The sequence below is a fragment of the Sphingopyxis sp. genome (genome assembly GCF_965279725.1).
GTDB lineage: Bacteria > Pseudomonadota > Alphaproteobacteria > Sphingomonadales > Sphingomonadaceae > Sphingopyxis.
Window position 1 is genome coordinate 499,793 of record NZ_CBDIIL010000002.1, and the last position, 20,400, is coordinate 520,192.

Consider the following 20,400-nt stretch of genomic DNA (forward strand, 5'->3'; position numbering starts at 1 on the left):
GCCGGACGGCCATAGCCGCTGCGCCGATGAATGCAACGGCGATTTCGATGAAAGCATCGGCCAGATGCAAATCGGGCCGCAGCTTGCGCCGCGGCCCAGATTGTTTTCACCCAAAGGCCTTGCCGATCAGTTGACGGCATCCTTGAGCGCCTTGCCGGCCTTGAACTTGGGCTGATTCGACGCCGCGATGGTCATCGTTTCGCCGGTGCGCGGGTTGCGACCGGTCGATGCCTTGCGCTTGCTGACGGCGAACGTACCGAAACCAACGAGACGCACTTCGCCGCCCTTTTTCAGCGACCCGGTGATCGCTTCGAAAACGGCTTCGACGGCTTTGCTCGCGTCACCCTTGGTCAGGCCGCTCGAGTCAGCGACGGCGGCGATCAGGTCTTGTTTGTTCATGCCTAAGGAACCCCTGTGTATGATTGGCTAAATGATTCATGGCTGCGCCATGGGGCGTCACTAACGCCGTTTAGCCCTGCCTTGTCAAAGCAAAAAAGGCCGAAAATCGTCGCAAAACGACGTTTTTGCGACGAAAAGCGGGCTCGCACCGCGTCCGGCAACCGGGGTCAGTGGCGAATCGTCGGCTCGGGGTCAGATCCCGGCGTCAACGGCGGCGAAGCGGCCAGTTCGTCGGCCTCGGTCCACTCGATCGGCACCACCGGGCTGACCAGCGCCACGGCCAGAACCTCGTCGACATGACTGACCGGGATGATCTTTAATCCGCTGGTGATGTTCGCCGGAATCTCGACCAGATCCTTTTCATTTTCTTCGGGGATCAGCACCGTCGTGATCCCGCCGCGCAGCGCCGCAAGGAGCTTTTCCTTGAGCCCGCCGATCGCCAATACCCGGCCCCGAAGCGTAACTTCGCCTGTCATCGCGACGTCGCTGCGTACGGCAATGCCGGTCAGCGTCGAAATCATGGCTGTCACCATACCGACGCCCGCCGATGGGCCATCTTTTGGTACGGCGCCTTCGGGAAGATGGATGTGGATGTCCTTGCGCGCGAACAGGCTGGGCTTGATGCCATAGGCCGGCGCGCGCGCCTTGACGAAGGAGAGCGCGGCCTGCACCGATTCGGTCATCACTTCGCCCAGCTTGCCGGTGGTGCGGACCTGGCCCTTGCCGGACGCGGTGACCGCCTCGATCGTCAGCAACTCGCCGCCGACCTCGGTCCATGCGAGCCCGGTAACGGCGCCGACCTGGTCCTCCAGATCGCCCATGCCGTGGCGATATTTGCGGACGCCGGCGAATTCGTTGAGGTTTTCCGGCGTGACCGTAACGCTTTCGGCCTTGCCTTCGAGGATACGACGGAGCGCCTTGCGCGCCAGACGCGCGATCTCGCGCTCGAGCGTACGGACACCGGCTTCGCGGGTGTAATAGCGGATTAAGTCGCGCAGCGCCTCGTCGGTCAGCGTGAATTCGCCGTCCTTCAGACCGTGCGCTTCGACCTGCTTGGCGATCAGGTGGAGCTTGGCGATTTCGACCTTCTCGTCCTCGGTATAGCCTTCGAGGCGGATGATCTCCATGCGATCGAGCAGCGCCTGCGGCAGGTTCAACGAGTTCGCCGTGGTGACGAACATGATGTCGCTCAGGTCGATGTCGATTTCCAGATAATGATCCTGGAACTTCGCATTCTGTTCGGGGTCGAGCACTTCAAGCAGCGCCGACGCCGGATCGCCGCGGAAATCCTGGCCGAGCTTGTCGATCTCGTCGAGCAGGAACAACGGATTCATCGTCCCCGCCTTTTTCAGGTTGGTGACGATCTTTCCCGGCAGCGAGCCGATGTAAGTGCGGCGATGACCACGGATTTCAGCCTCGTCGCGCACGCCGCCCAGCGACTGGCGGATGAATTCACGCCCCGTCGCCTTGGCAATCGATTTGCCTAGGCTGGTCTTGCCGACGCCCGGCGGACCGACAAGGCAAAGGATCGGGCCTTTCAGCTTGTTGGTGCGCGCCTGCACCGCCAGATATTCGACGATCCGGTCCTTGACCTTTTCCAGCGCATAATGGTCGTCGTCGAGCACCGCCTGCGCCGCCGCAATGTCCTTTTTCAACTTCGATTTCTTGCCCCACGGCAGGCCGATCAGCGTGTCGAGATAGTTGCGCACGACCGTCGCCTCGGCCGACATCGGCGCCATCCCACGCAGTTTCTTCATCTCGGCCTGCGCCTTGGCCTTGGCTTCCTTCGACATTTTCAGGCTGTCGATCTTCAGCTGCAGTTCGGTCAGGTCGTCGCCGCCCTCGCCATTGTCGTTGCCTAGCTCGCGCTGGATCGCCTTCAACTGTTCGTTGAGGTAATATTCGCGCTGGCTCTTTTCCATCTGGCGCTTCACGCGGCCGCGGATCTTCTTTTCGACCTGCAGCACACCCAGCTCGCCCTCCATGAAGGCAAACACCATTTCGAGCCGTTTCGACGGCGCATCTTCGACCAGCAACGTCTGCTTGTCGGACACCTTGATGTTGAGATTGCCGGCCACCGAATCGGCGAGGCGCGAGGCATCGTCGATCTGCGACAGCTGGACCGCGGTTTCTGCGGGCATCTTCTTGTTGAGCTTCGCATAATTTTCGAACTGGTCGACTACCGACCGCATCAAGGCCGCGGTATCGACGCTATCGTCCACGGTATCGTCGATCGGCTTCACGGTCGCCATCACGGTCTTGTCATCGGCCGACAGCGCAACCAGTTTGGCGCGCTCCTTGCCCTCGACCAAGACGCGGACGGTGCCATCGGGCAGCTTGAGCAGCTGCAGCACCGTGGCGATCACGCCGACGTCGTACAAATCTTCGCGCTGCGGGTCGTCCTCACCCGGATCAAGCTGGGCGACGAGGAAAATTTCCTTGTCGGATTCCATCGCGGTTTCGAGCGCGGCAACCGAGCGGTCGCGACCAACGAACAAAGGAACGATCATATGCGGGAAAACGACGATGTCACGCAGCGGCAGCAGGGGAAAGGATTGCGTCATTACGGCTCCTGGACGGGCGTCACGAACGAACGCACCGCCCTTCTTATAGGGTGTTCATCGCTAATATGGCGTAACTTCACACGCATTCAATGTCGCTGTGCTGAACGGGAAGGAAAACGTCGCCCCGCCGACGTCAGGGGGCCGAGGTCGGCACAATCCTGCATTGCCGCGTAAAACGACGACGGTCGCGCCTTTGCGGCGATGACACCTTGAATCAAAAAGGCAGCTTGAAACCCGGGGGCAGTGACAGGCCGCTCGTCATCTTGCCCATTTCTTCGTTGCTGACCGTGTCGGCCTTTTCGCGCGCATCATTGAACGCCGCGGCGAGCAGATCCTCGAGCATCTGTTTGTCGGACAGCACCATCAGGCTGTCGTCGATGGCAATCGACTTGATGCGACCCTTGGCGCTGGCCAATATCCGCACCAGGCCGCCGCCCGAAACGCCGTCGACCTCGACGCTGTCGAGCTTCGCCTGCGCCTCCTGCATCTGGGCCTGCACCGTGGCGGCGGCTTCCTGCGCCGCCTTCATCATCTCTTCGATCGATTTCATGGGTTGGACTTATGGCGGTTGTCGCCGGGCTGTTCAAGTTTTGCGTCGGGAAAAGCAGCCAGCGCGGCCTTTACCAACGGCAGTTCGCGGATTCGCGCGTCATTGTCCGCAACCGTCGCGGCGCGGACCTCGCCCAGACTGGGTCTGGCACCGCCCTCGCCAGCGCGGACATGCCAGCGGCTGCCTGTGGCGGCGAGCAGTGCATCGCCCAGGTCGCGGGGAAAGGAGGCCGACAGTGCCGGGACCGGCGCAAAAACGAGCTGACCGGGTTCGAGCTCGATAACCCGCAAATGATCATGAACCTCGACCGCGAGCCGGTGATGGCCGCTGGCTTCGAGTAGCTGGTGAATCTGGGCGATCGTCAGCGACGTCGCCGGAATCTCTGCGGCGGCAGCGGCCTCTGCCACGGGTTCAGCCTCCGCGACCGGCGCGGCCGCGGCGACGTCCGGCCCCGTTGCAAAGGCGGGCGAAGCTGCCAGCGGCATCGTCGGCACTCGTCCCGATTCGAGCAGCTTCGCCAGCTCGCCGGGGTCGGGCATCGACGCGGCATAAATCACGCGAAGCAGCAGCATTTCCAGATGCTCGAGCGGATTATTCGCGCGGAGCACCTCGTCATGGCCTTTGATCAGCAGCTGCCACAAACGGTTGAGCGGTGCGAAGCCCAGCTTTTGCGCCCAGTCACCGATACGTTCGCGATCAGCCTCGGCCAGCGCCGGATCGTCGTGGCGCGACACTTTGGCCAGCGTCACCGCATGCGTCAGGTCCATCAGCCCGCGGACCATCGCGACGGGTTCAATGCCGAGCGCATATTGGCCGCGTGTCAGATCGATCGCCGCGCCCGCATCGCCCTCCAGGATCGTCGCCATCAACTGACCGATCGACGATCGGTCCGAAAGGCCCAGCATCACCCGCACCTGCGCCGCGCCGATCATCCCGCCACCATCCAGATCCGCATGCGCAATCGCCTGATCGAGGATCGACAGGCCATCGCGCACCGAGCCTTCGGCGGCATTGGCGATCAGCCAGATCGCCGGCGCCTCGGCCTCGACACCCTCCTTCTGAAGGATCGAGCTGAAATGCGAAAACAGCATGTCGGGAGTGATGCGGCGGAGGTCGAAGCGCTGACAGCGTGACAGCACCGTCACCGGCACCTTGTTGACTTCGGTGGTTGCGAACAGGAATTTGACGTGCGGCGGCGGTTCCTCGAGCGTTTTCAGCAGCGCATTGAATGCGTTACGCGACAACATATGCACTTCGTCAATGATGTAGATTTTGTAGCGCGCCGACACCGCGGCATAACGCACTGCCTCGATAATCTCGCGCACATCGTCGACGCCGGTGTTCGACGCGGCGTCCATTTCGATGACATCGATATGGCGCCCTTCGGTGATCGCCCGGCATGGTTCACACACGCCGCACGGATCGATGGTCGGCCCGCCCTGTCCATCAGGACCGATGCAGTTCAGCGCCTTGGCGATCAGCCGCGCGGTCGATGTCTTGCCGACCCCGCGCACCCCGGTCATCAGAAACGCATGCGCCAGCCGGTCGCGCGCGATCGCATTGCCCAGGGTACGGACCATCGCGTCCTGTCCGATCAGTTCGGCAAAGGTTTGCGGGCGATATTTGCGCGCCAGAACGCGGTACGGGCCGGATGAAGCCTGCGGCGTCACCTCGGGCAGGTCCATTCCCAGCATCGGGGGTTCGTCGTCGGCGGAATCGCTCATGGCCCTGTCTTAGGCAGGTGCTGCAACATTGTCGAAGGGGGAAATGGGTGGGAGCCGGAACGACCCGCGGCGAATTCGTTGCGGCTGCTTCCTTCCGGACCTGACCGGGTTGGCGAAGACCACGTCCGCCCGACTCCCGCGGCGCATATGGCGGCGACTGTGCCGAAATGCAAGCCGGTGCAGCGTCAGGGGTCTTTCGCGGCCACCGCGCGCAAATAGCCGAACAACGCCGCGATTTCTGTATCGCTAAAATGCTTGAACCGGCCGCGCGCGACTTCGCCCATCAGTTTCAGTTTGCGCTCGCCGGGCGCAATGCCGGTGTGCAGCATGCGATTGAACGCCGCTCCGTCATAGGCCGCCGCGATCCGCAGGTCCGGGCGCCGTTCGGCGCCCGGATAAGGTGTGCCCCCGCGCAGGCTCATCGTGTGACATTCCGCGCACGTCGCGCGGGCGATATAGCGGCCCAGCGCATGATTGGCACCCACGTCGGGGGGCCAGAGTCCGCCCTGTTCGGCGACGTCGACCGGGGATGATTTGAACAGCCCCTCGGCTATTTCCTTTTGTCCCAGCGCCTTGAACACCGGCCGGGGATGCATTTCGCCCACTGGCGGCTTGCTGCGCAGAAAGGACAGCAGGCTCGCCATGTCCTCTGCCGCCAATTGAGTGAACAAGTGCGAGGGCATGCCCCACAGAACCGACCCGTCGGGCCGCTTCCCGCCGGTGATGACTGCCGTCAGCTGCGCGTCGGTCATTGCCGGCACGAGGCGGCTGAGGTTTGACGTCCACATCGCTGCAAACTCGGGATCGCTCCAATCTTGTCCGGCAAGATTATCGCCGTGGCAGCCCGTACAGCCAAGGACGCTGGCCACCCGGGCGCCATGATCGACCGGATCGGCGGACAAGCGAGCGAAGGCGGCCGGCGGTTCGGAATCGGGCGCGGTGGCGACCTTGTCACACCCGGTCAGGCTAAGCGTTACGATCAGGAATGCCCACAACTGCCTCATGCTCGCTCTTCCCCTTCGTCGATCAGGTCACCGCGGCCCCTGCATGTTCCGGCTTTCGCCGGGGAGGTGGACGGTCAGGCCGTCCATCGCCTCGGTCAGCAATATCTGGCAAGCCAGCCGGCTCGTCCGGCGTACCCCGGCGGCCAGGTCCAGCATATCCTCTTCCATCTCAGTGGCGGGCGGCAGGCGGTCAAAGTCTTCCTTGGCGACGATGACATGGCAGGTCGAACACGCCATCTGCCCCTCGCACGTCCCTTCCAGCGGCATGAGATGCGCCTGCGCGACATCAAGCAGGATCGCGCCGGGTTCAGCATCAGCATCGGTGCGGCCCTTGCCATCGGCATGGATAAAAGTGATCCGCATCAGTTGACCCCCTGTAATCGGGCGGCGGCCGTGATGGCGTCCAGTCCCGCGCGAAGATCCTGTTCGCTGGTGTAGCGCCCCCAGCCGAGACGGATCGAAGCCCGAGCGTCGGCTTCGCTGACCCCCATCGCGCGCAGCACGTGGCTGACCTTGCCCGACCCGCTACCGCATGCGCTGCCCAGTGAAAAGGCGACGTCGCGCGCGTCGGACATCAGGCGCAGGCCGTTCACCCCTTCACGTTGGACGTTCAAATTGCCGCGGTAGCGCCGCTCGGTGTCCCCGTTGATCGTCCATTCGGACAGCATATCCAGCGCGATGCCCCACAATTGCTCAACATGCGCGGCATCGGCATCGAACCGCTCGCCTGCCAGCGCCGCGGCGGCGCCGAACCCGGCGCACAGGGCCGGCGAGACGGTGCCCGATCGCATACCCTGTTCCTGCGCGCCGCCGAACATCAGGGGCGGCAGATCGACCCCGTCCCTGATCCATAGCGCGCCGATGCCCTTTGGCCCGTGAATCTTGTGCGCCGACAGCGCGATCAGGTCCGCGCCTTCAGGGATCGCGACGCGGCCATATCCCTGCACAGCATCGCAGAGCAGCAGGCTGTTTTTCGCATGCGCCGCGGCGGCATAATCGGCGACTGGCTGGACCGTTCCCACCTCGTTGTTCACCAGCATCGTCGCGACGATGCCGTGTTCGGGGACCAGGTCGGCGTCCGGCGGCAACGCCAGCCCCGCGCCATCAACCGGCAAGACCGTCGCATTCAGCCGTTCGAGGCATTGCAGCGACGCCGCATGTTCGATGCTCAGGCCCGCGACGCCACCGGGCATTACCTCGGCACCACGCAACAGCGCCCAGTTGAGCGCCTCGGTTGCCCCCGAGGTGAAGAACACCCGGCCACCCTTCGGCAACAGCGCCGCGACCTGATCGCGCGCCACCTCAACCGCCGCCGCCGCTGCGCGCCCGCTCTTATGACTACTCGACGGGTTGGCAAAGCTGTCACCCTCACCCGGCCCCTCAAGCCAACGCAACATCGCCGCACGCGCCTCGGGGGCGAGCGGCGTCGTGGCTTGGTAATCGAGGTAAATCATCGCGTGAAACGATCCTTATTGCGAGCGATTCGCAAAAGTTGCAACTTGCTACCCAATTTCTATATAGGCGCCATCTTCGCTCCGCCACCCCGCCGTCCGGCGATTCGGCCGTGAGCTCAAAAAGATAAGAGGTGCTCCCATGCCCGACGTGATTTTTACCGGCCCCGAGGGCCGCATCGAAGGCCGTTTTTCGCCCCCGCCGCGCCCGCGTGCGCCGGTCGCGCTGATCCTCCACCCGCATCCGCAGGGCGGCGGCACGATGAACGACCGCATCACGCAGGCGATGTACAAGAGCTTCGTCGCGCGCGGCTTTGCCGTGCTCCGCTTCAACTTCCGCGGCGTTGGCCGCAGCCAGGGGACGTTCGATAACGGCATCGGCGAACTCAGCGATGCTGCTTCGGCGCTCGACTGGGTGCAGTCGATCCATCCCGAAGCGCAGACGACTTGGATCGCGGGCTTCAGCTTTGGCGCGTGGATCGGCATGCAGCTTTTGATGCGTCGTCCTGAAATCCGCGGCTTCCTTTCGGTCGCGCCGCCCGCGAACATGTATGATTTCAGCTTTCTCGCGCCCTGCCCCTCGTCGGGCATCATCGTCGCTGGCGGCCAGGACGAAATCGTGCCGCCGAGCGCGGTGCAGAAACTGGTCGACAAATTGCGCACGCAAAAGGGCATCACGATCCATCATGACGAGATCCCGCGCGCCAACCACTTCTTCGAGCATGAGCTCGACCAGCTGATGAAGTCGCTCGATAACTATCTGGATATGCGGCTCGCGCCGGATTCGCCGATCCGCTGACAAACGGGTCCTCCCTTTCGCAGCGCGATGGGGAGGATTATGTAACCGGCACCAGCCAGATCGCCACATTGGCGAACATCACCAGCGCCGCGACGAGCATTAACAGCGCGCGGTGGCGGTCGCCCCTGCGAAAGACATAGACGGCGGCGCCGGTCAGAAGGACGCCTGTCAGCATCAGGATAGAGATGATCGTGTCGGACATGGAGGCGCTTTATCGGCCGCGTCACAAATTTGCCACCTCGCTTATGGCCAAGCCGCACCGCTTCGCCTAAAGCGCGCTCATCGATTCCCTTCCTCAAGCGGGAGCGCGCCGATGCGCATCGCCATTGCCTCTGACCACGCCGCCTTCGAGTTCAAGGCCGCGCTTGCCGACTGGCTGCGCGACGCCGGACATGCGGTCGAGGATCTGGGCACCAACGGCCCCGACAGCGTCGATTATCCCGATTTTGGCTACGCCCTTGCCGCAGCGATTGCCGACGGACGCGCGGACCGCGGCGTGGCGCTGTGTGGATCGGGCATCGGTATTTCAATCTCGGTCAACCGCAACCCTGCCGCGCGCTGCGCGCTCGTGTCCGAACCGCTGTCGGCCAAACTCGCGCGCGAGCATAATGACGCCAACGTCATCGCAATGGGTGCGCGGCTGACCGGCATCGATATGGCCAAGGCCTGCCTCAACGCCTTCCTGGCCACCGAATTCGCCGGCGATCGCCATGCGCGCCGCGTCGACAAACTGTCCAATCCGCCCCAACTGGAGACCAGCCGATGACCACAAACACGCTCGACAAGCCTATCAAATCGGCTGGCTATTTCACCGATGGCGTCGGCACCGTCGATCCCGCGGTGGCGGCGGCGATGAAGCACGAACTCGAACGCGAGCGCTATCAGATCGAACTGATAGCTAGCGAGAATATCGTCTCGAAAGCGGTGCTCGAAGCGCAGGGCAGCGTCTTCACCAACAAATATGCCGAGGGTTATCCCGGCCGCCGTTATTATCAGGGTTGTGCGCCGTCGGACGAGGTCGAAACCCTCGCGATCGACCGCGCGAAGCAGCTGTTCGATTGCGGCTATGCCAATGTCCAGCCACATTCGGGCGCGCAGGCGAACGGCGCTGTGATGCTGGCGCTGAGCAAGCCCGGCGCGACGATCCTGGGCATGAGCCTCGACGCTGGCGGCCACCTGACCCACGGCGCGCCGCCCGCAATGTCGGGCAAATGGTTTAACGCGATCCAATATGGCGTCCGCGCCGACGATCATCTCGTCGATTTCGATCAGGTCGAAGCACTGGCCAAGGAACATCGCCCCTCGCTGATCATCGCGGGCGGCTCGGCCTATCCGCGCACCCTCGATTTCGCTCGCTTCCGGCAGATTGCCGACGATGTCGGTGCGCTGCTGATGGTCGACATGGCGCATTTCGCGGGGCTCGTTGCTGGCGGCGTCCACGCCTCGCCGTTGCAGCACGCGCATGTCGTCACCACGACGACGCACAAAACCCTGCGCGGCCCGCGCGGCGGCATGATCCTGACCAACGACGAAGCGATCGCCAAGCGCATCAATTCGGCGGTTTTCCCGGGGCTTCAGGGCGGCCCGCTGATGCACGTCATCGCCGCCAAAGCCGTCGCGTTCGGCGAAGCACTGCGTCCCGATTTCAAGGACTATGCCAAGGCCACGGTCGCCAATGCGCAGGCGCTGGCCGCGCGGTTGAAGGCGCGCGGCGCCGACATCGTCGCGGGTGGCACCGACACCCATCTGGCGCTCGTCGACCTGCGCCCGCTAGGCATCACCGGCCGCGATGCCGACGAGGCGCTGGAACGCAGCGCAATCACCTGCAACAAGAATGGCGTGCCGTTCGATCCGCTGCCGCCGGTCAAGACCAGCGGCATCCGCGTCGGCTCGCCCGCCGGCACCACGCGCGGCTTCGGCATCGCCGAGTTCGAGGAAATTGGCGACATGGTCGCCGACGTGCTCGAAGCGCTGCGCGACAAGGGCGAGCACGGCGATGCCGACGTCGAAGCGAATGTGCGTGGCCGCGTCCGCGCACTGTGCGAACGTTTCCCCATTTATCAGGGTTGAGAATATGGCACGGCAGCATCCCGAAGAACCGACGCTGGTCGAAGTGACTATCGAAGAGATCAAGGCGATGAGTCGGCAAGGCATCGCCCATCCCTCCACCCGCCCGGTACTGATCGGCGGCGCGATCGGCGCGTTCGTCGGGCTGTTGCTGGACGCCATCACCTGGCCCGTTGGGCTGTTCGCGGGTGCAGCCATCGCGCTGCTGATGCGGGTCCGTCGCTGACCCATGCGTTGCCCCTATTGCGGCCATGAAGACAGTCAGGTGAAGGACAGCCGTCCGACCGAAGACAACGCAGCCATCCGGCGGCGGCGGCAGTGCGAGGATTGCGGCGCGCGCTTCACCACCTTTGAGCGGATCCAGTTGCGCGAAGTCGGCGTGCTTAAGGCCGATGGCCGCCGCGAGCCCTTCGACCGTGAAAAGCTGATGCGCAGCATTCAGATCGCCTGCCGCAAACGCCCGATCGACAGCGCACGGATCGAGCGGCTGGTGTCGGGCATCCAGCGCCAGCTGGAAACCTCGGGCGACAGCGAGGTGCAGGCGGCGCAGATCGGCGCGATGGTGATGGAGGCGCTGAAGGGTTTCGACAGCGTCGCCTACATCCGTTTTGCCAGCGTGTATCGCGAATTTACCGAAGCCAAGGATTTCGAGGAATTCGCGTCCTCGGTCACCGAGGCGGCGCACAAGAGTTGACCGACGCGGCCCCGCCCCCGGTCATCGTTCTGGTCCGTCCGCAGCTTGGCGAAAATATCGGCAAGGCGGCGCGAGCGATGCTCAATTTCGGTCTGACCGAATTGCGCCTCGTTACCCCGCGCGATGGCTGGCCCAATCCCGATGCCGGTCCGGCGGCGGCAGGTGCCGATATTGTGCTGGCGAAAGCGCAAGTGTTTGGCAGCCTGGCCGAAGCGGTCGCGGATTGCACCACCATCTATGCCACCACCGTGCGGAAACGCGGCGTGGCCAAACCGGTCCTGACCCCCGAAGCGGCAGCGCGCGCGGTGCATGCCAGTACCGCCCGTTCGGCCTATGTCTTCGGCGCCGAACGATCAGGCCTCGACACCGACGATGTCGCGCTGGCGCATGCTATCGTCACGGTACCGATCAACCCCGAATTCGCATCGCTCAATCTGGCGCAGGCGGTGATCCTGCTGGCCTATGAATGGTCGAAGGGACAGGCGCTGGCGAGCCCACCCGAAGTGCCGCTTGATCCCGTCGCGCCCCACGCCGAACTCGAGGAGTTTATCCAGCATCTGGTGCGCGACCTCGATGCCAGTGGCTATTTTGTACCGCCCGAACGGACCGAAGCGACGTTGCGAACGCTCCGCACCGCGCTCACCAAAACCGGTTGGTCGCACAATGATATCAGGATGATGCACGGGATCGTAACCAGTCTTGGCAGAACGGCTCGACCGCGATAACGGGGGCCATCCCTCCCTGGAGTCGAATAATCCATGCTGACCCTGATGATTTCGCTAGCTCTTTCTACAGCGACGGCCGAAGCGCCAACCAACCCGCCGGCCACCGAAACCGCTGCCAAGCCCGAAAAGACCAAACCGAAGCTGGTATGTCGCCGGATCGCCGACACCGGCAGCCGCCTGCCCGAGCGCGAATGCCGCACGCAGGAAGATTGGGACCGTCAGGCGGACTCGATCAACAAACGGCTGAATAACGACAAGTAAATCCGACGCGCGCCGTCGCGGCCCTGTGCGGCGACGGCGGCCCCAACCGGTTCAGCGGCCGGTGCGGACGCGATCCCATTCGATCGCCTCATGCGCGATCGATTGTTCGACCAGTTCGTTCCAGACCGCGCGCAGTCGTTCGGGAGCCAGCCCGGCGGCGGCGGCTTCGCGCGCGACATTGTCGAGCACTTCGGCCTTGCGTGCTTCATCGCGCACTTTGGCGCGGTCGGTCTTGATACGCGCGGCGGCGTCCATATAGCCGAAACGGCGGACCAACAGCGCGACCAGTTCGCGGTCGACCTGATCGACACCGGCGCGCACGTCAGTCATCGTTTCACAGCGTTCGGGAGATTTGGCAGCGGTCATGCGCGCTGCCTTTAGCGGTTTTTGCGATGCTGTCGAGCGACGCGTCCACGCGGGGCCGCAACGCTTGACTTTGCCCCCCTCCCCGTCTAACCGCGCGCCTTCGCAATGGACCCCGCACCCCGGTGAAGCGGCGGTCGCATATGGCTCTTGCCCATATGGTGCGACCCGGGACACGCCGAAATTCTTCGGCACACAGCAAGTTGGAGACGACATATGTCGAAGCGCCATAGCGCCAAGTATAAACTCGACCGCCGGATGGGTGAAAACATCTGGGGTCGCCCGAAGAGCCCGGTCAACCGCCGCGAATATGGCCCCGGTCAGCATGGTCAGCGCCGCAAGGGCAAGGTGTCCGATTTCGGCATTCAGCTGCGCGCGAAGCAGAAGCTGAAGGGCTATTACGGCGACATCACCGAAAAGCAGTTCAAGAAGAACTATTTCGAAGCGTCGCGCATGAAGGGCGATACCGGCCAGAATCTGATCGGTCTGCTCGAACGCCGCCTCGACGCGGTTGTCTATCGCTCGAAATTCACCCCGACGATCTTCTCGGCGCGCCAGCTGGTCAGCCATGGCCACGTCTATGTAAACGGCGTGAAGTGCAACATCGCCAGCCGCTTGGTGAAGCCGGGTGACGAAGTGACCTTGGGCAAAAAGGCGCAGGAAATGGCGCTGGTCGCCGAAGCGCAGAGCCTGCCCGAACGCGACCTGCCGGAATATCTGGCGATCGACGGCACCAAGGCGACTTACGTTCGCGTCCCGACGCTCGACGAAGTCCCCTATCCGGTGAAGATGGAACCGAACCTGGTCGTCGAATTCTATTCGCGCTAATCAAGCGGTTCATCGCACGAAACATGGAGGCGGCCCGGCGACGGGCCGCCTCTTTTCGTTTCAGTGCGGCAGGAAGTCCGCAATGCGTTTCAACATCGCACTGCGCGTCTCGCCATCGGTCAGACTGTGCGCCAGCCCTGGATATTCGACCATTTCGACCGATTTGCCCGCGGAAGCTAACGCCCGCTTCATTATTCGCGATTGCTCGATATCGACATTCTGATCGAGCGTGCCATGGAACATCAGCACGGGCACCTCGATTTTTCCGGCATTTTGGGCCGGCGACCCGTCGCGGACATGCGGGCCAGACCCGATGAAGTCGCGCGTGATCAGACCTGACGTGTAACGCTGACTCTTGGCTTTCAGTTCGCCCAGATCAGTAACCGGGGCAATCGCGACGATCGCGCGGAACAGATCTGGGGCCAATACACCCGATTGGAGCGCCGCGTAGCCGCCATAGGACCAGCCGACGATCGACAGCTTGGCAGGATCGGCTCCTTCGGCGATCATCCAGCGCCCTGCATCGGTCACGTCGCCGATTGCGGTCCGCCACGATTGAAAGCCATTATTCTGATACCATTGGTCGCCGTAACCGGACGAACCACGAAAATTGGGCTGGATCACGGCAAAGCCACGCTGGGCGAAATATTGCGACAGCCAGTCGAATCCCCATTCGTCGCGTGACGATGGTCCGCCGTGCGGCATTACGATCGCGGGCAAGCCTTTGGCATCGGTTCGCCCGGGTGGCAGCGTCAAATATCCTGGCACGATCGTCCCGTCGGCAGCGGGATATTGGATCGACTTGACCGGCGAAAGCGTCTGCTCTGCTAGCAAGGGCCGCTCCTCGAGCAGCGGACGGAGCTGTTTCGCGGCGGGCGTGTACCGATAATAGCGACCGGGATCGATATCTGAACCGGCCCAAACCAGCCACTGCGATTCGTCCGCTGAAGCGTCCACGAAATAAACGTCACGTCCGCCAAGCGCCTTCGACAGCGACGCGGCCATCGCCGCAACCTTGGGATCGGTAGCCTCCATCATACGGCGATCGGTAGCATAAGTTGCGCCAACGACGCGGCGATCGCGGCCGACGCGGACCAGCCCGTCGACATCAACCTCGGGATGCTTGAACAGGATGTCGCCCCGGCCCGTCCCGTCCAGTCGTACCGAACTGACCGCCTTGCGCCCATCGATCTTGACGAAGCCAATCGCGCGGTCGGTGACCGCATCGACCGTCACCGGGTTGAACCCTTCCTCGTTGAGGATATCGACGGCGGACAGCGGCTGCCACTGGCCACCATCACGCGGTTTGAAGAAGTAACGCACCTGCCCACTGAGATAGCCGGTTTGCCCTTTCACGCCCTGCGTCCCCATCACCCGGACCTTGCCTTTGCCGTCAGTGATATATTCGATAGCATCGGGGCGCGGCTTTTCGACGATTTTGACCGCACCGCTAGTCGCATCCATCAGATCGACACCCATGCCCTCCTCATCTTTGGTAATCAGCGACCCTGACGCGCGGTTTACCTCGGGGACATGGCTTCGCATCACAAGCACACTGCCCGGCTGTCCGGGCGACCAGTCGATCACTTCGCCGCCACGAAAATCGGCCCCGAGCGCATTCGACCCGCGTCGTGCGCTGAGCGCTTTCACATTACCGCCGGCGGCATCGACCCCGACCAAAGATGTAAAGCCATAGATCGTGCCGCCATATTCCTGGCGACCGCCGACCTGGCAAATGATCCGCGCGTCGGTCGCCCATCGGCACCCTAACAAGGTTTCGGGATCGCCGCTGGCCCGCAAGATGCGGCGCGGCGTTGCATCATCGCCGATATCGACGACATAAAGATCGTTCGCGTGTCCCTTGTTGGGTGCCACGAAAGCAAGTTTGGCACCATCGGGCGAAAGGCTGACGTCGGTGACGCCGGGCAACGTCCCAAACCGATGCGCAAGATTATCCTCCTGCGCATGCGCTGGCGCCGAAACCATTGCGACGGCGCCGACGCCCAGTAACAATAGCAAGCGACCCCGCATCCAATATCTCCCTGTTATCCGTTATAGTTTTGCTTCGGTAGAGCCCCGCCCTATGATTTCCAAGAAGCAATCGTCGCGGGAGTTTGGCCATGCTTGCACGTCCGGCGCCGGGCTGGCACAAGTGCGGTCGCCGAAAAACTTTCCGAGGACATTCCCATGCTTCGCTTCCCCCGAACAGCCGCAGCCTTTGCGGCGCTCCTGACCGTTGCCGCCTGCAACACATCCGACAAGGCTGCGACCTCAGCCACCGCGATCCCGGACGTCGAGGTTCCCGAATTGTCGCTCGCGACCTTGCAGGAAGTGACCAAGGAGCTTTCGCTCGATTCCTATGAAGGCCGCGCGCCCGGCACCGCTGGCGAAGAAAAAACCGTCGCCTATCTGATCAAGAAATATCAGGAAGCGGGACTGAAGCCCGGCAACAATGGCAGCTGGACACAGGACGTGCCGCTGGTCGAAATCACCGCGAAGAACGCCACCCCGCTGACCTTCACCGGCGGCAAGACGCCGGTCACGGCGCAATATGCCAAGGACTATGTCGCGTTCAGCTATCGCGTGCAGCCCAAGACTGAAATCAAGGACAGCGACGTCGTGTTCGTCGGCTATGGCATTGTCGCCCCCGAAAAGGGCTGGAACGACTATGCCGGCCTTGATGTGAAGGGGAAGACCGTCGTCGTCCTGGTCAACGATCCCGACTGGCAGACGAAGGAAGCCAAGGGCGAATTCAACGGCCGTGCGATGACCTATTATGGCCGCTGGTCGTACAAATATGAGGAAGCCGCGCGGCAGGGCGCCGCGGCGGTACTGATCGTCCACGACACCGAACCCGCCGCCTATGGCTGGAATGTCGTGGAAAGCAGCAACACCGGCACCAACTATCTGGCCGAGAGCAAGGATGGCGGCGCCGACCAGACCGCCGCCAACGGCTGGATCCAGCTTCCCAAAGCCAAGGCATTGTTTGCAAGCGCGGGTCAGGATTTCGACGCCCTGCGCACCGCCGCCGGCAAGAAGGGCTTTAAGCCTGTCGCGCTGACCGGCGTGAAGGCGAACTTCGGCTTCGACAATGACATTGCCAAAAAGATGTCACGCAACGTGATCGGCGTGTTGCCGGGCGCCAAGCGTCCCGACGAATATGTGCTCTACACCGGCCATTGGGATCACCTCGGCCGCTGCACCCCGGTTGCGGGCGACGACATCTGCAACGGCGCCGTCGATAACGCCACGGGTGTTGCCGGTCTCGTCACGCTGGCGCAGGCTTATAAACAGGCAGGCGCGCCGGATCGCAGCATCGTTTTCCTGGCCGTGACCGCCGAGGAATCGGGCTTGCTCGGGTCCAAATATTATGCCGAAAACCCGATCTTCCCGCTCGGCCAGACGGTCGGCGGCGTCAATATGGACGCGCTCAACGCGGTCGGCCCGACAAAGGACATCGTCGTCGTCGGCGTCGGTAAATCCGAACTCGACACCTATGTCGCCAAGCTCGCCGAAATGAGCAAGCGCGTGATCAAAGATGAACCGACCCCCGAAAAGGGCTTCTATTACCGCTCCGACCATTTCAGCTTTGCCAAGCTGGGTGTGCCGATGTTCAACTTCGGCAGCGGCGACGACCTGATCGAAGGCGGGGTCGAGGCCGGCAAAAAGGCATCGGAAGATTATGAAATCAACCGCTACCACGCGCCGGGCGACGAATATGAGGCGATCACCAACTGGGACGGCATGCTCGCCGACCTGCGTCTCTATTACGCCGCAGGTCGGATGCTGGCGATGACCAACGCGTGGCCGAACTGGGTCGAGGGCGACGAATTCCGCGCCGCCCGCGACAAGTCGCGCAGCGCGGCGAAATAGGTCCTGCGCTCGTCATTGCGAGAACCCCGGACTTGATCCGGGGGACGCGGCAATCCAGAGGTGGCGTAAACCGCCCTGGATTAGTTGGCCCACGGCCGCCTTCGGCCCGCTTCGCTCGCAATGACGGTACAGAGAAATTGAGGACTTCGACCGCATGACCCTAAAAATGCCCGCCGAATGGGCGCCGCACGAAGCGGTGTGGATCGGCTTTCCGCACCTTGCCGACGAATGGTCGGGACAGATCGACGCCGCGCGGCGCGACGTCGCGGCCTTTGCCAACGCCGTGCATGACGGCGGTCGCGGCGAGACGGTGCATCTGCTCGTGCGTGATCATGCCAACGCCGACGTTGCCGAGACGCTCATCGATGAGGGCGTGCAGCTGTTCGTCGCTCCCTTCGGCGATATATGGCTGCGCGACACGGGGCCGATCATCGTCGGCACCGGCACTAAGCGCGAGGCGCGCAATTTCGACTTCAACTGGTGGGGCAACAAGTTCGTGATGCCCGGCGACCGTGAGATCGGGGCGATCCTGGCCGCACACGCGGACCTGCCGACACAGCACCTGGACTGGGTGCTGGAAGGCGGCGGGATCGATGTCGACGGCACCGGGCTGTGCGTCACCACCGAAGAGTGCCTGCTCAACCCGAACCGTAACCCGACGCTGACGCGTGAGGACATATCGGTTCGCCTCCATCAGTCGCTCGGCATCGACCGCCTGTTGTGGCTCGGTAACGGGCTGGTTGGCGATCATACCGACGGCCATGTCGACAATCTGGCGCGCTTCGTCGGCGAGGGGCAGCTGGCGCTGCCCGTCGCGGCCGGCCATGACGACCCCAACGCGCATATCTATGCCGACGCGCGCGCGCGCGCCGCGGCGTTTGGCGGCGTCGAGATCGTTGACCTCCCCTCGCCGGGCCGCATCGAGATCGACGGCGAAATCGCAGCGGCGAGCTATATGAACTTCTATATCGGCAACAGCGTGGTCGTCGTGCCGACCTATGGCGTCGCGAACGATCAGGCCGCGGTCGATGCGCTCGCTGCGCTGTTCCCCGACCGCCGCGCCGTCGGCGTCCCCACGCGCGGCATCATCGCCGGCGGCGGCAGCTTCCATTGCTCGAGCCAGCAGCTTCCGGCATAGCGCATCCATGACCCGCACGATCACCGTCGCTGCATTGCAGCTTCCCCTGCCCGGCCCCGTCCAGCCGAATATCGACGCGGTGACCGCGCTCGTCGAGCAGGCCGCCGCGCAGGGCGCGCAGGTCATCCTGCCCCCCGAACTGTTCGAAGGTCCCTATTTCTGCCAGGTCGAGGACGAGGCATTGTTTGCATCGGCCCGCCCGACCGCCGAGCATCCCAGCGTCATCGCGATGCAGGCGCTCGCGGCCAAGCTGAATGTCGCAATCCCGACCAGCTTCTTCGAACGCGACGGCCCGCATTATTACAACACGCTGGCGATGATCGGCCCCGATGGCAGGGTCATGGGGACGTATCGCAAAAGCCACATTCCCGACGGCCCGGGCTATGAAGAGAAATATTATTTCCGCCCCGGAAATAGCGGCTTCAAGGTGTGGGATGTGTTCGGCGCGCGGATCGGCGTCGGGGTATGCTGGGACCAATGGTATCCCGAATGCGCGCGCGCGATGGCACTGATGGGCGCCGAGCTGCTGTTCTATCCGACCGCGATCGGCAGCGAACCCTATGACGCCAACCTCGACACCAGCCGCATGTGGCGCCGCGCGATGCAGGGGCATGCGGTGTCGAACTGCATGCCGGCGATCGCGGCCAACCGCATCGGGAGCGAGGGCGACGCGAATTTCTATGGCCACAGCTTCATCAGCGACGAATGGGGCGATTTGACCCAGGAGTTTGGCGCCAGCGAAACCGGCGCGCTGATCGCAACGATCGACCTCGACCGCGCAGCGAAGCATCGCGCCGGCATGGGATTTTTCCGCGACCGGCGGCCGCAGCTTTACGGGCGGCTCATAGAAGACATTTGAGCCGGAAAAGCAGGCTCAATTTTCGAAGCGGCGAATGCTTTCCAAGTCGGCGCGATCAAGCGGCTGGGTCAGCCACAGCCCGCCACGGCCTTCGCGCGACCAGCGTACAATGGCTCGGCGTTTGACCCCGCCCGCCAGAATCAGGTCGAGCTCCTTGCCGACCTCGAAATGGCCGTCGTGGAGAAACCCCGCACCATGCTGCGACAAATCGACGAGTTCAATGCGGCCCATCCCCTCGTCGGTCACCGCCTGCGCCTGGCTATGCACTGGCAGGCGCGGCTGACGATATCCCGTGGCGCGCTGTTCCGCCGCGAGTTGCTTGAGCACATCGGCGACGTCGACTTCTTTGTCGAATGCCACGCCGCAGCGCCCGTCATTCGACCAGACGACCTCGCCGCGCAACGTTACCGTGTCGGACAGCGCGATCTCTAACCGTTCGCCGACGGCAATCGGAACGTCGGCCGCCAGCATCATGCCGTTGTCGGAAATGTTGCGGACGCGCCACAGCCCCGCGTCGCCATTGCGGATGACCTTCGCGATACGCCACACGGTGCGATACCGGTCGGCACCACGACGATCGGCATCGGTGGCAGCGATTTCCTGCTCGTCGTTCGGGTCGGAGATACGATGTTGGTTCATGTCGCCCACCTTGTCCGAGCCGCGTCATAAAGAACCGGCAAGTCGCTAGAAATACTGCAAAACACGCAAAACAAGCTTTGTTCCAATAGCAAAATTTTCATTATTATTCAAAGCCAATGCAGATCGTGGTTAACGGGAGTTCAGTCTAGGCAACAAAGCCGGCAGGAAAGCTTGATCGTCATCCACGAACAAATTTCGTAATTTGCATATTTTAACGGCGCCGCCGCGGCGACTTTAAGCGCCAAAATGCAGCGTCGCCGCGCACGTCGGCGTCGCTCGCGCCCGCGAACCGCGCAAACGCGGCAGACACCGCCGGTTGGCCCGGCGCATATTGTGAAAAAACGGATGGTGCCCCTGGCCGGACTCGAACCAGCACTCCTTGCGGAACCGCATTTTGAGTGCGGCGCGTCTACCAATTTCACCACAGGGGCCCGTGGACGGCGGCCAAGCTGGAACTGATTC

Annotated in this window: 22 protein-coding genes, 1 tRNA gene and 1 other RNA gene; 11 read left to right on the forward strand and 13 right to left on the reverse strand. The window is 63.1% G+C overall.

Annotated features, from left to right (window positions below):
- Nucleotides 1-126: 126 nt before the first annotated feature.
- The 8 genes from ACQY6T_RS06840 to ACQY6T_RS06875 all read right to left on the reverse strand — a co-directional run bounded on the left by ACQY6T_RS06840 (nucleotide 127) and on the right by ACQY6T_RS06875 (nucleotide 7,695).
- Nucleotides 127-399, reverse strand: coding sequence for an HU family DNA-binding protein (locus tag ACQY6T_RS06840; protein WP_088441614.1), 273 nt, complete (start codon nucleotides 397-399; stop codon nucleotides 127-129).
- 167 nt (nucleotides 400-566) lie between these two features.
- Entirely contained in the window at nucleotides 567-2,963 is a 2,397-nt protein-coding gene (lon, locus tag ACQY6T_RS06845) for an endopeptidase La (RefSeq protein ID WP_428629770.1), read from the reverse strand.
- A 214-nt stretch (nucleotides 2,964-3,177) separates the two neighbouring features.
- Nucleotides 3,178-3,513: a YbaB/EbfC family nucleoid-associated protein gene (locus ACQY6T_RS06850; protein WP_428629771.1), complete on the reverse strand. Its 336-nt coding sequence runs from the start codon at nucleotides 3,511-3,513 to the stop codon at nucleotides 3,178-3,180.
- Complete coding sequence (locus tag ACQY6T_RS06855) at nucleotides 3,510-5,237, reverse strand: DNA polymerase III subunit gamma/tau (RefSeq protein ID WP_428629773.1); 1,728 nt, start codon at nucleotides 5,235-5,237, stop codon at nucleotides 3,510-3,512. Before ACQY6T_RS06855 ends, ACQY6T_RS06850 begins: the two co-directional genes overlap by 4 nt.
- A 43-nt stretch (nucleotides 5,238-5,280) precedes the next feature.
- Nucleotides 5,281-5,378: signal recognition particle sRNA small type (ffs, locus tag ACQY6T_RS06860), an RNA gene on the reverse strand.
- A 44-nt stretch (nucleotides 5,379-5,422) separates the two neighbouring features.
- Nucleotides 5,423-6,241 (reverse strand): c-type cytochrome, encoded by an 819-nt coding sequence (locus ACQY6T_RS06865; protein WP_428629775.1) that lies wholly within the window; start codon nucleotides 6,239-6,241, stop codon nucleotides 5,423-5,425.
- 27 nt (nucleotides 6,242-6,268) lie between these two features.
- On the reverse strand, nucleotides 6,269-6,607 hold the full coding sequence (locus tag ACQY6T_RS06870; RefSeq protein WP_428630392.1) for a 2Fe-2S iron-sulfur cluster-binding protein: 339 nt from the start codon (nucleotides 6,605-6,607) through the stop codon (nucleotides 6,269-6,271).
- Nucleotides 6,604-7,695 carry a cysteine desulfurase family protein gene (locus ACQY6T_RS06875; protein ID WP_428629777.1) on the reverse strand — a complete coding sequence of 364 codons (1,092 nt, stop codon included), beginning with the start codon at nucleotides 7,693-7,695 and terminating at the stop codon, nucleotides 6,604-6,606. Before ACQY6T_RS06875 ends, ACQY6T_RS06870 begins: the two co-directional genes overlap by 4 nt.
- Nucleotides 7,696-7,834: 139 nt before the next feature.
- On the opposite strand from ACQY6T_RS06875, the gene ACQY6T_RS06880 reads away from it, so the two are divergent.
- Entirely contained in the window at nucleotides 7,835-8,491 is a 657-nt protein-coding gene (locus tag ACQY6T_RS06880) for an alpha/beta hydrolase (protein ID WP_428629779.1), read from the forward strand.
- Nucleotides 8,492-8,528: 37 nt separating this feature from the next.
- Here ACQY6T_RS06880 and ACQY6T_RS06885 read toward each other — a convergent pair whose 3' ends face one another.
- Entirely contained in the window at nucleotides 8,529-8,693 is a 165-nt protein-coding gene (locus ACQY6T_RS06885) for a hypothetical protein (RefSeq protein WP_428629780.1), read from the reverse strand.
- A gap of 111 nt (nucleotides 8,694-8,804) precedes the next feature.
- On the opposite strand from ACQY6T_RS06885, the gene rpiB reads away from it, so the two are divergent.
- Genes rpiB through ACQY6T_RS06915 form a run of 6 tightly spaced genes read left to right on the forward strand, consistent with a single transcriptional unit; the run spans nucleotide 8,805 to nucleotide 12,238 of the window.
- Nucleotides 8,805-9,257 (forward strand): ribose 5-phosphate isomerase B, encoded by a 453-nt coding sequence (gene rpiB, locus ACQY6T_RS06890; RefSeq protein WP_428629781.1) that lies wholly within the window; start codon nucleotides 8,805-8,807, stop codon nucleotides 9,255-9,257.
- On the forward strand, nucleotides 9,254-10,561 hold the full coding sequence (gene glyA / locus ACQY6T_RS06895) for a serine hydroxymethyltransferase (protein WP_428629783.1): 1,308 nt from the start codon (nucleotides 9,254-9,256) through the stop codon (nucleotides 10,559-10,561). Before rpiB ends, glyA begins: the two co-directional genes overlap by 4 nt.
- Nucleotides 10,562-10,565: 4 nt before the next feature.
- Entirely contained in the window at nucleotides 10,566-10,784 is a 219-nt protein-coding gene (locus tag ACQY6T_RS06900) for a hypothetical protein (RefSeq protein ID WP_428629784.1), read from the forward strand.
- 3 nt (nucleotides 10,785-10,787) lie between these two features.
- Nucleotides 10,788-11,252, forward strand: coding sequence for a transcriptional regulator NrdR (gene nrdR / locus ACQY6T_RS06905; RefSeq protein ID WP_428629786.1), 465 nt, complete (start codon nucleotides 10,788-10,790; stop codon nucleotides 11,250-11,252).
- Entirely contained in the window at nucleotides 11,249-11,977 is a 729-nt protein-coding gene (locus ACQY6T_RS06910) for an RNA methyltransferase (protein ID WP_428629788.1), read from the forward strand. The genes nrdR and ACQY6T_RS06910 overlap by 4 nt, the downstream gene beginning before the upstream one ends.
- 33 nt (nucleotides 11,978-12,010) lie before the next feature.
- Nucleotides 12,011-12,238 carry a hypothetical protein gene (locus ACQY6T_RS06915; RefSeq protein ID WP_428629789.1) on the forward strand — a complete coding sequence of 76 codons (228 nt, stop codon included), beginning with the start codon at nucleotides 12,011-12,013 and terminating at the stop codon, nucleotides 12,236-12,238.
- 51 nt (nucleotides 12,239-12,289) lie between these two features.
- Here the strand turns inward: ACQY6T_RS06915 and ACQY6T_RS06920 are convergent, their stop codons facing one another.
- Nucleotides 12,290-12,604, reverse strand: a complete 315-nt coding sequence (locus ACQY6T_RS06920; protein WP_428629791.1) for a chorismate mutase — start codon at nucleotides 12,602-12,604, stop codon at nucleotides 12,290-12,292.
- A 213-nt stretch (nucleotides 12,605-12,817) separates the two neighbouring features.
- Here ACQY6T_RS06920 and rpsD point away from each other — a divergent pair, with 213 nt between their 5' ends.
- On the forward strand, nucleotides 12,818-13,429 hold the full coding sequence (rpsD, locus tag ACQY6T_RS06925; protein ID WP_428629793.1) for a 30S ribosomal protein S4: 612 nt from the start codon (nucleotides 12,818-12,820) through the stop codon (nucleotides 13,427-13,429).
- A gap of 60 nt (nucleotides 13,430-13,489) precedes the next feature.
- On the opposite strand, the gene ACQY6T_RS06930 is transcribed toward rpsD, so the two are convergent.
- Nucleotides 13,490-15,460 carry an alpha/beta fold hydrolase gene (locus ACQY6T_RS06930; RefSeq protein WP_428629794.1) on the reverse strand — a complete coding sequence of 657 codons (1,971 nt, stop codon included), beginning with the start codon at nucleotides 15,458-15,460 and terminating at the stop codon, nucleotides 13,490-13,492.
- A 156-nt stretch (nucleotides 15,461-15,616) separates the two neighbouring features.
- Here ACQY6T_RS06930 and ACQY6T_RS06935 point away from each other — a divergent pair, with 156 nt between their 5' ends.
- The 3 genes from ACQY6T_RS06935 to aguB all read left to right on the forward strand — a co-directional run bounded on the left by ACQY6T_RS06935 (nucleotide 15,617) and on the right by aguB (nucleotide 19,299).
- Nucleotides 15,617-17,302, forward strand: a complete 1,686-nt coding sequence (locus ACQY6T_RS06935) for a M28 family metallopeptidase (RefSeq protein ID WP_428629795.1) — start codon at nucleotides 15,617-15,619, stop codon at nucleotides 17,300-17,302.
- 154 nt (nucleotides 17,303-17,456) lie between these two features.
- Nucleotides 17,457-18,440, forward strand: a complete 984-nt coding sequence (locus ACQY6T_RS06940) for an agmatine deiminase family protein (RefSeq protein ID WP_428629796.1) — start codon at nucleotides 17,457-17,459, stop codon at nucleotides 18,438-18,440.
- Nucleotides 18,441-18,447: 7 nt separating this feature from the next.
- A complete protein-coding gene (gene aguB / locus ACQY6T_RS06945; RefSeq protein WP_428629797.1) occupies nucleotides 18,448-19,299 on the forward strand; it encodes an N-carbamoylputrescine amidase in 852 nt (283 codons plus the stop codon).
- Nucleotides 19,300-19,314: 15 nt separating this feature from the next.
- Here aguB and ACQY6T_RS06950 read toward each other — a convergent pair whose 3' ends face one another.
- Together ACQY6T_RS06950 and ACQY6T_RS06955 are read right to left on the reverse strand one after the other, a co-directional pair.
- The gene (locus ACQY6T_RS06950) at nucleotides 19,315-19,938 is read right to left on the reverse strand and encodes a PilZ domain-containing protein (protein WP_428629798.1); all 624 of its coding nucleotides are present in this window, start codon (nucleotides 19,936-19,938) and stop codon (nucleotides 19,315-19,317) included.
- Nucleotides 19,939-20,284: 346 nt separating this feature from the next.
- Nucleotides 20,285-20,369: transfer RNA gene (locus tag ACQY6T_RS06955), tRNA-Leu, on the reverse strand.
- Nucleotides 20,370-20,400 lie beyond the last annotated feature (31 nt).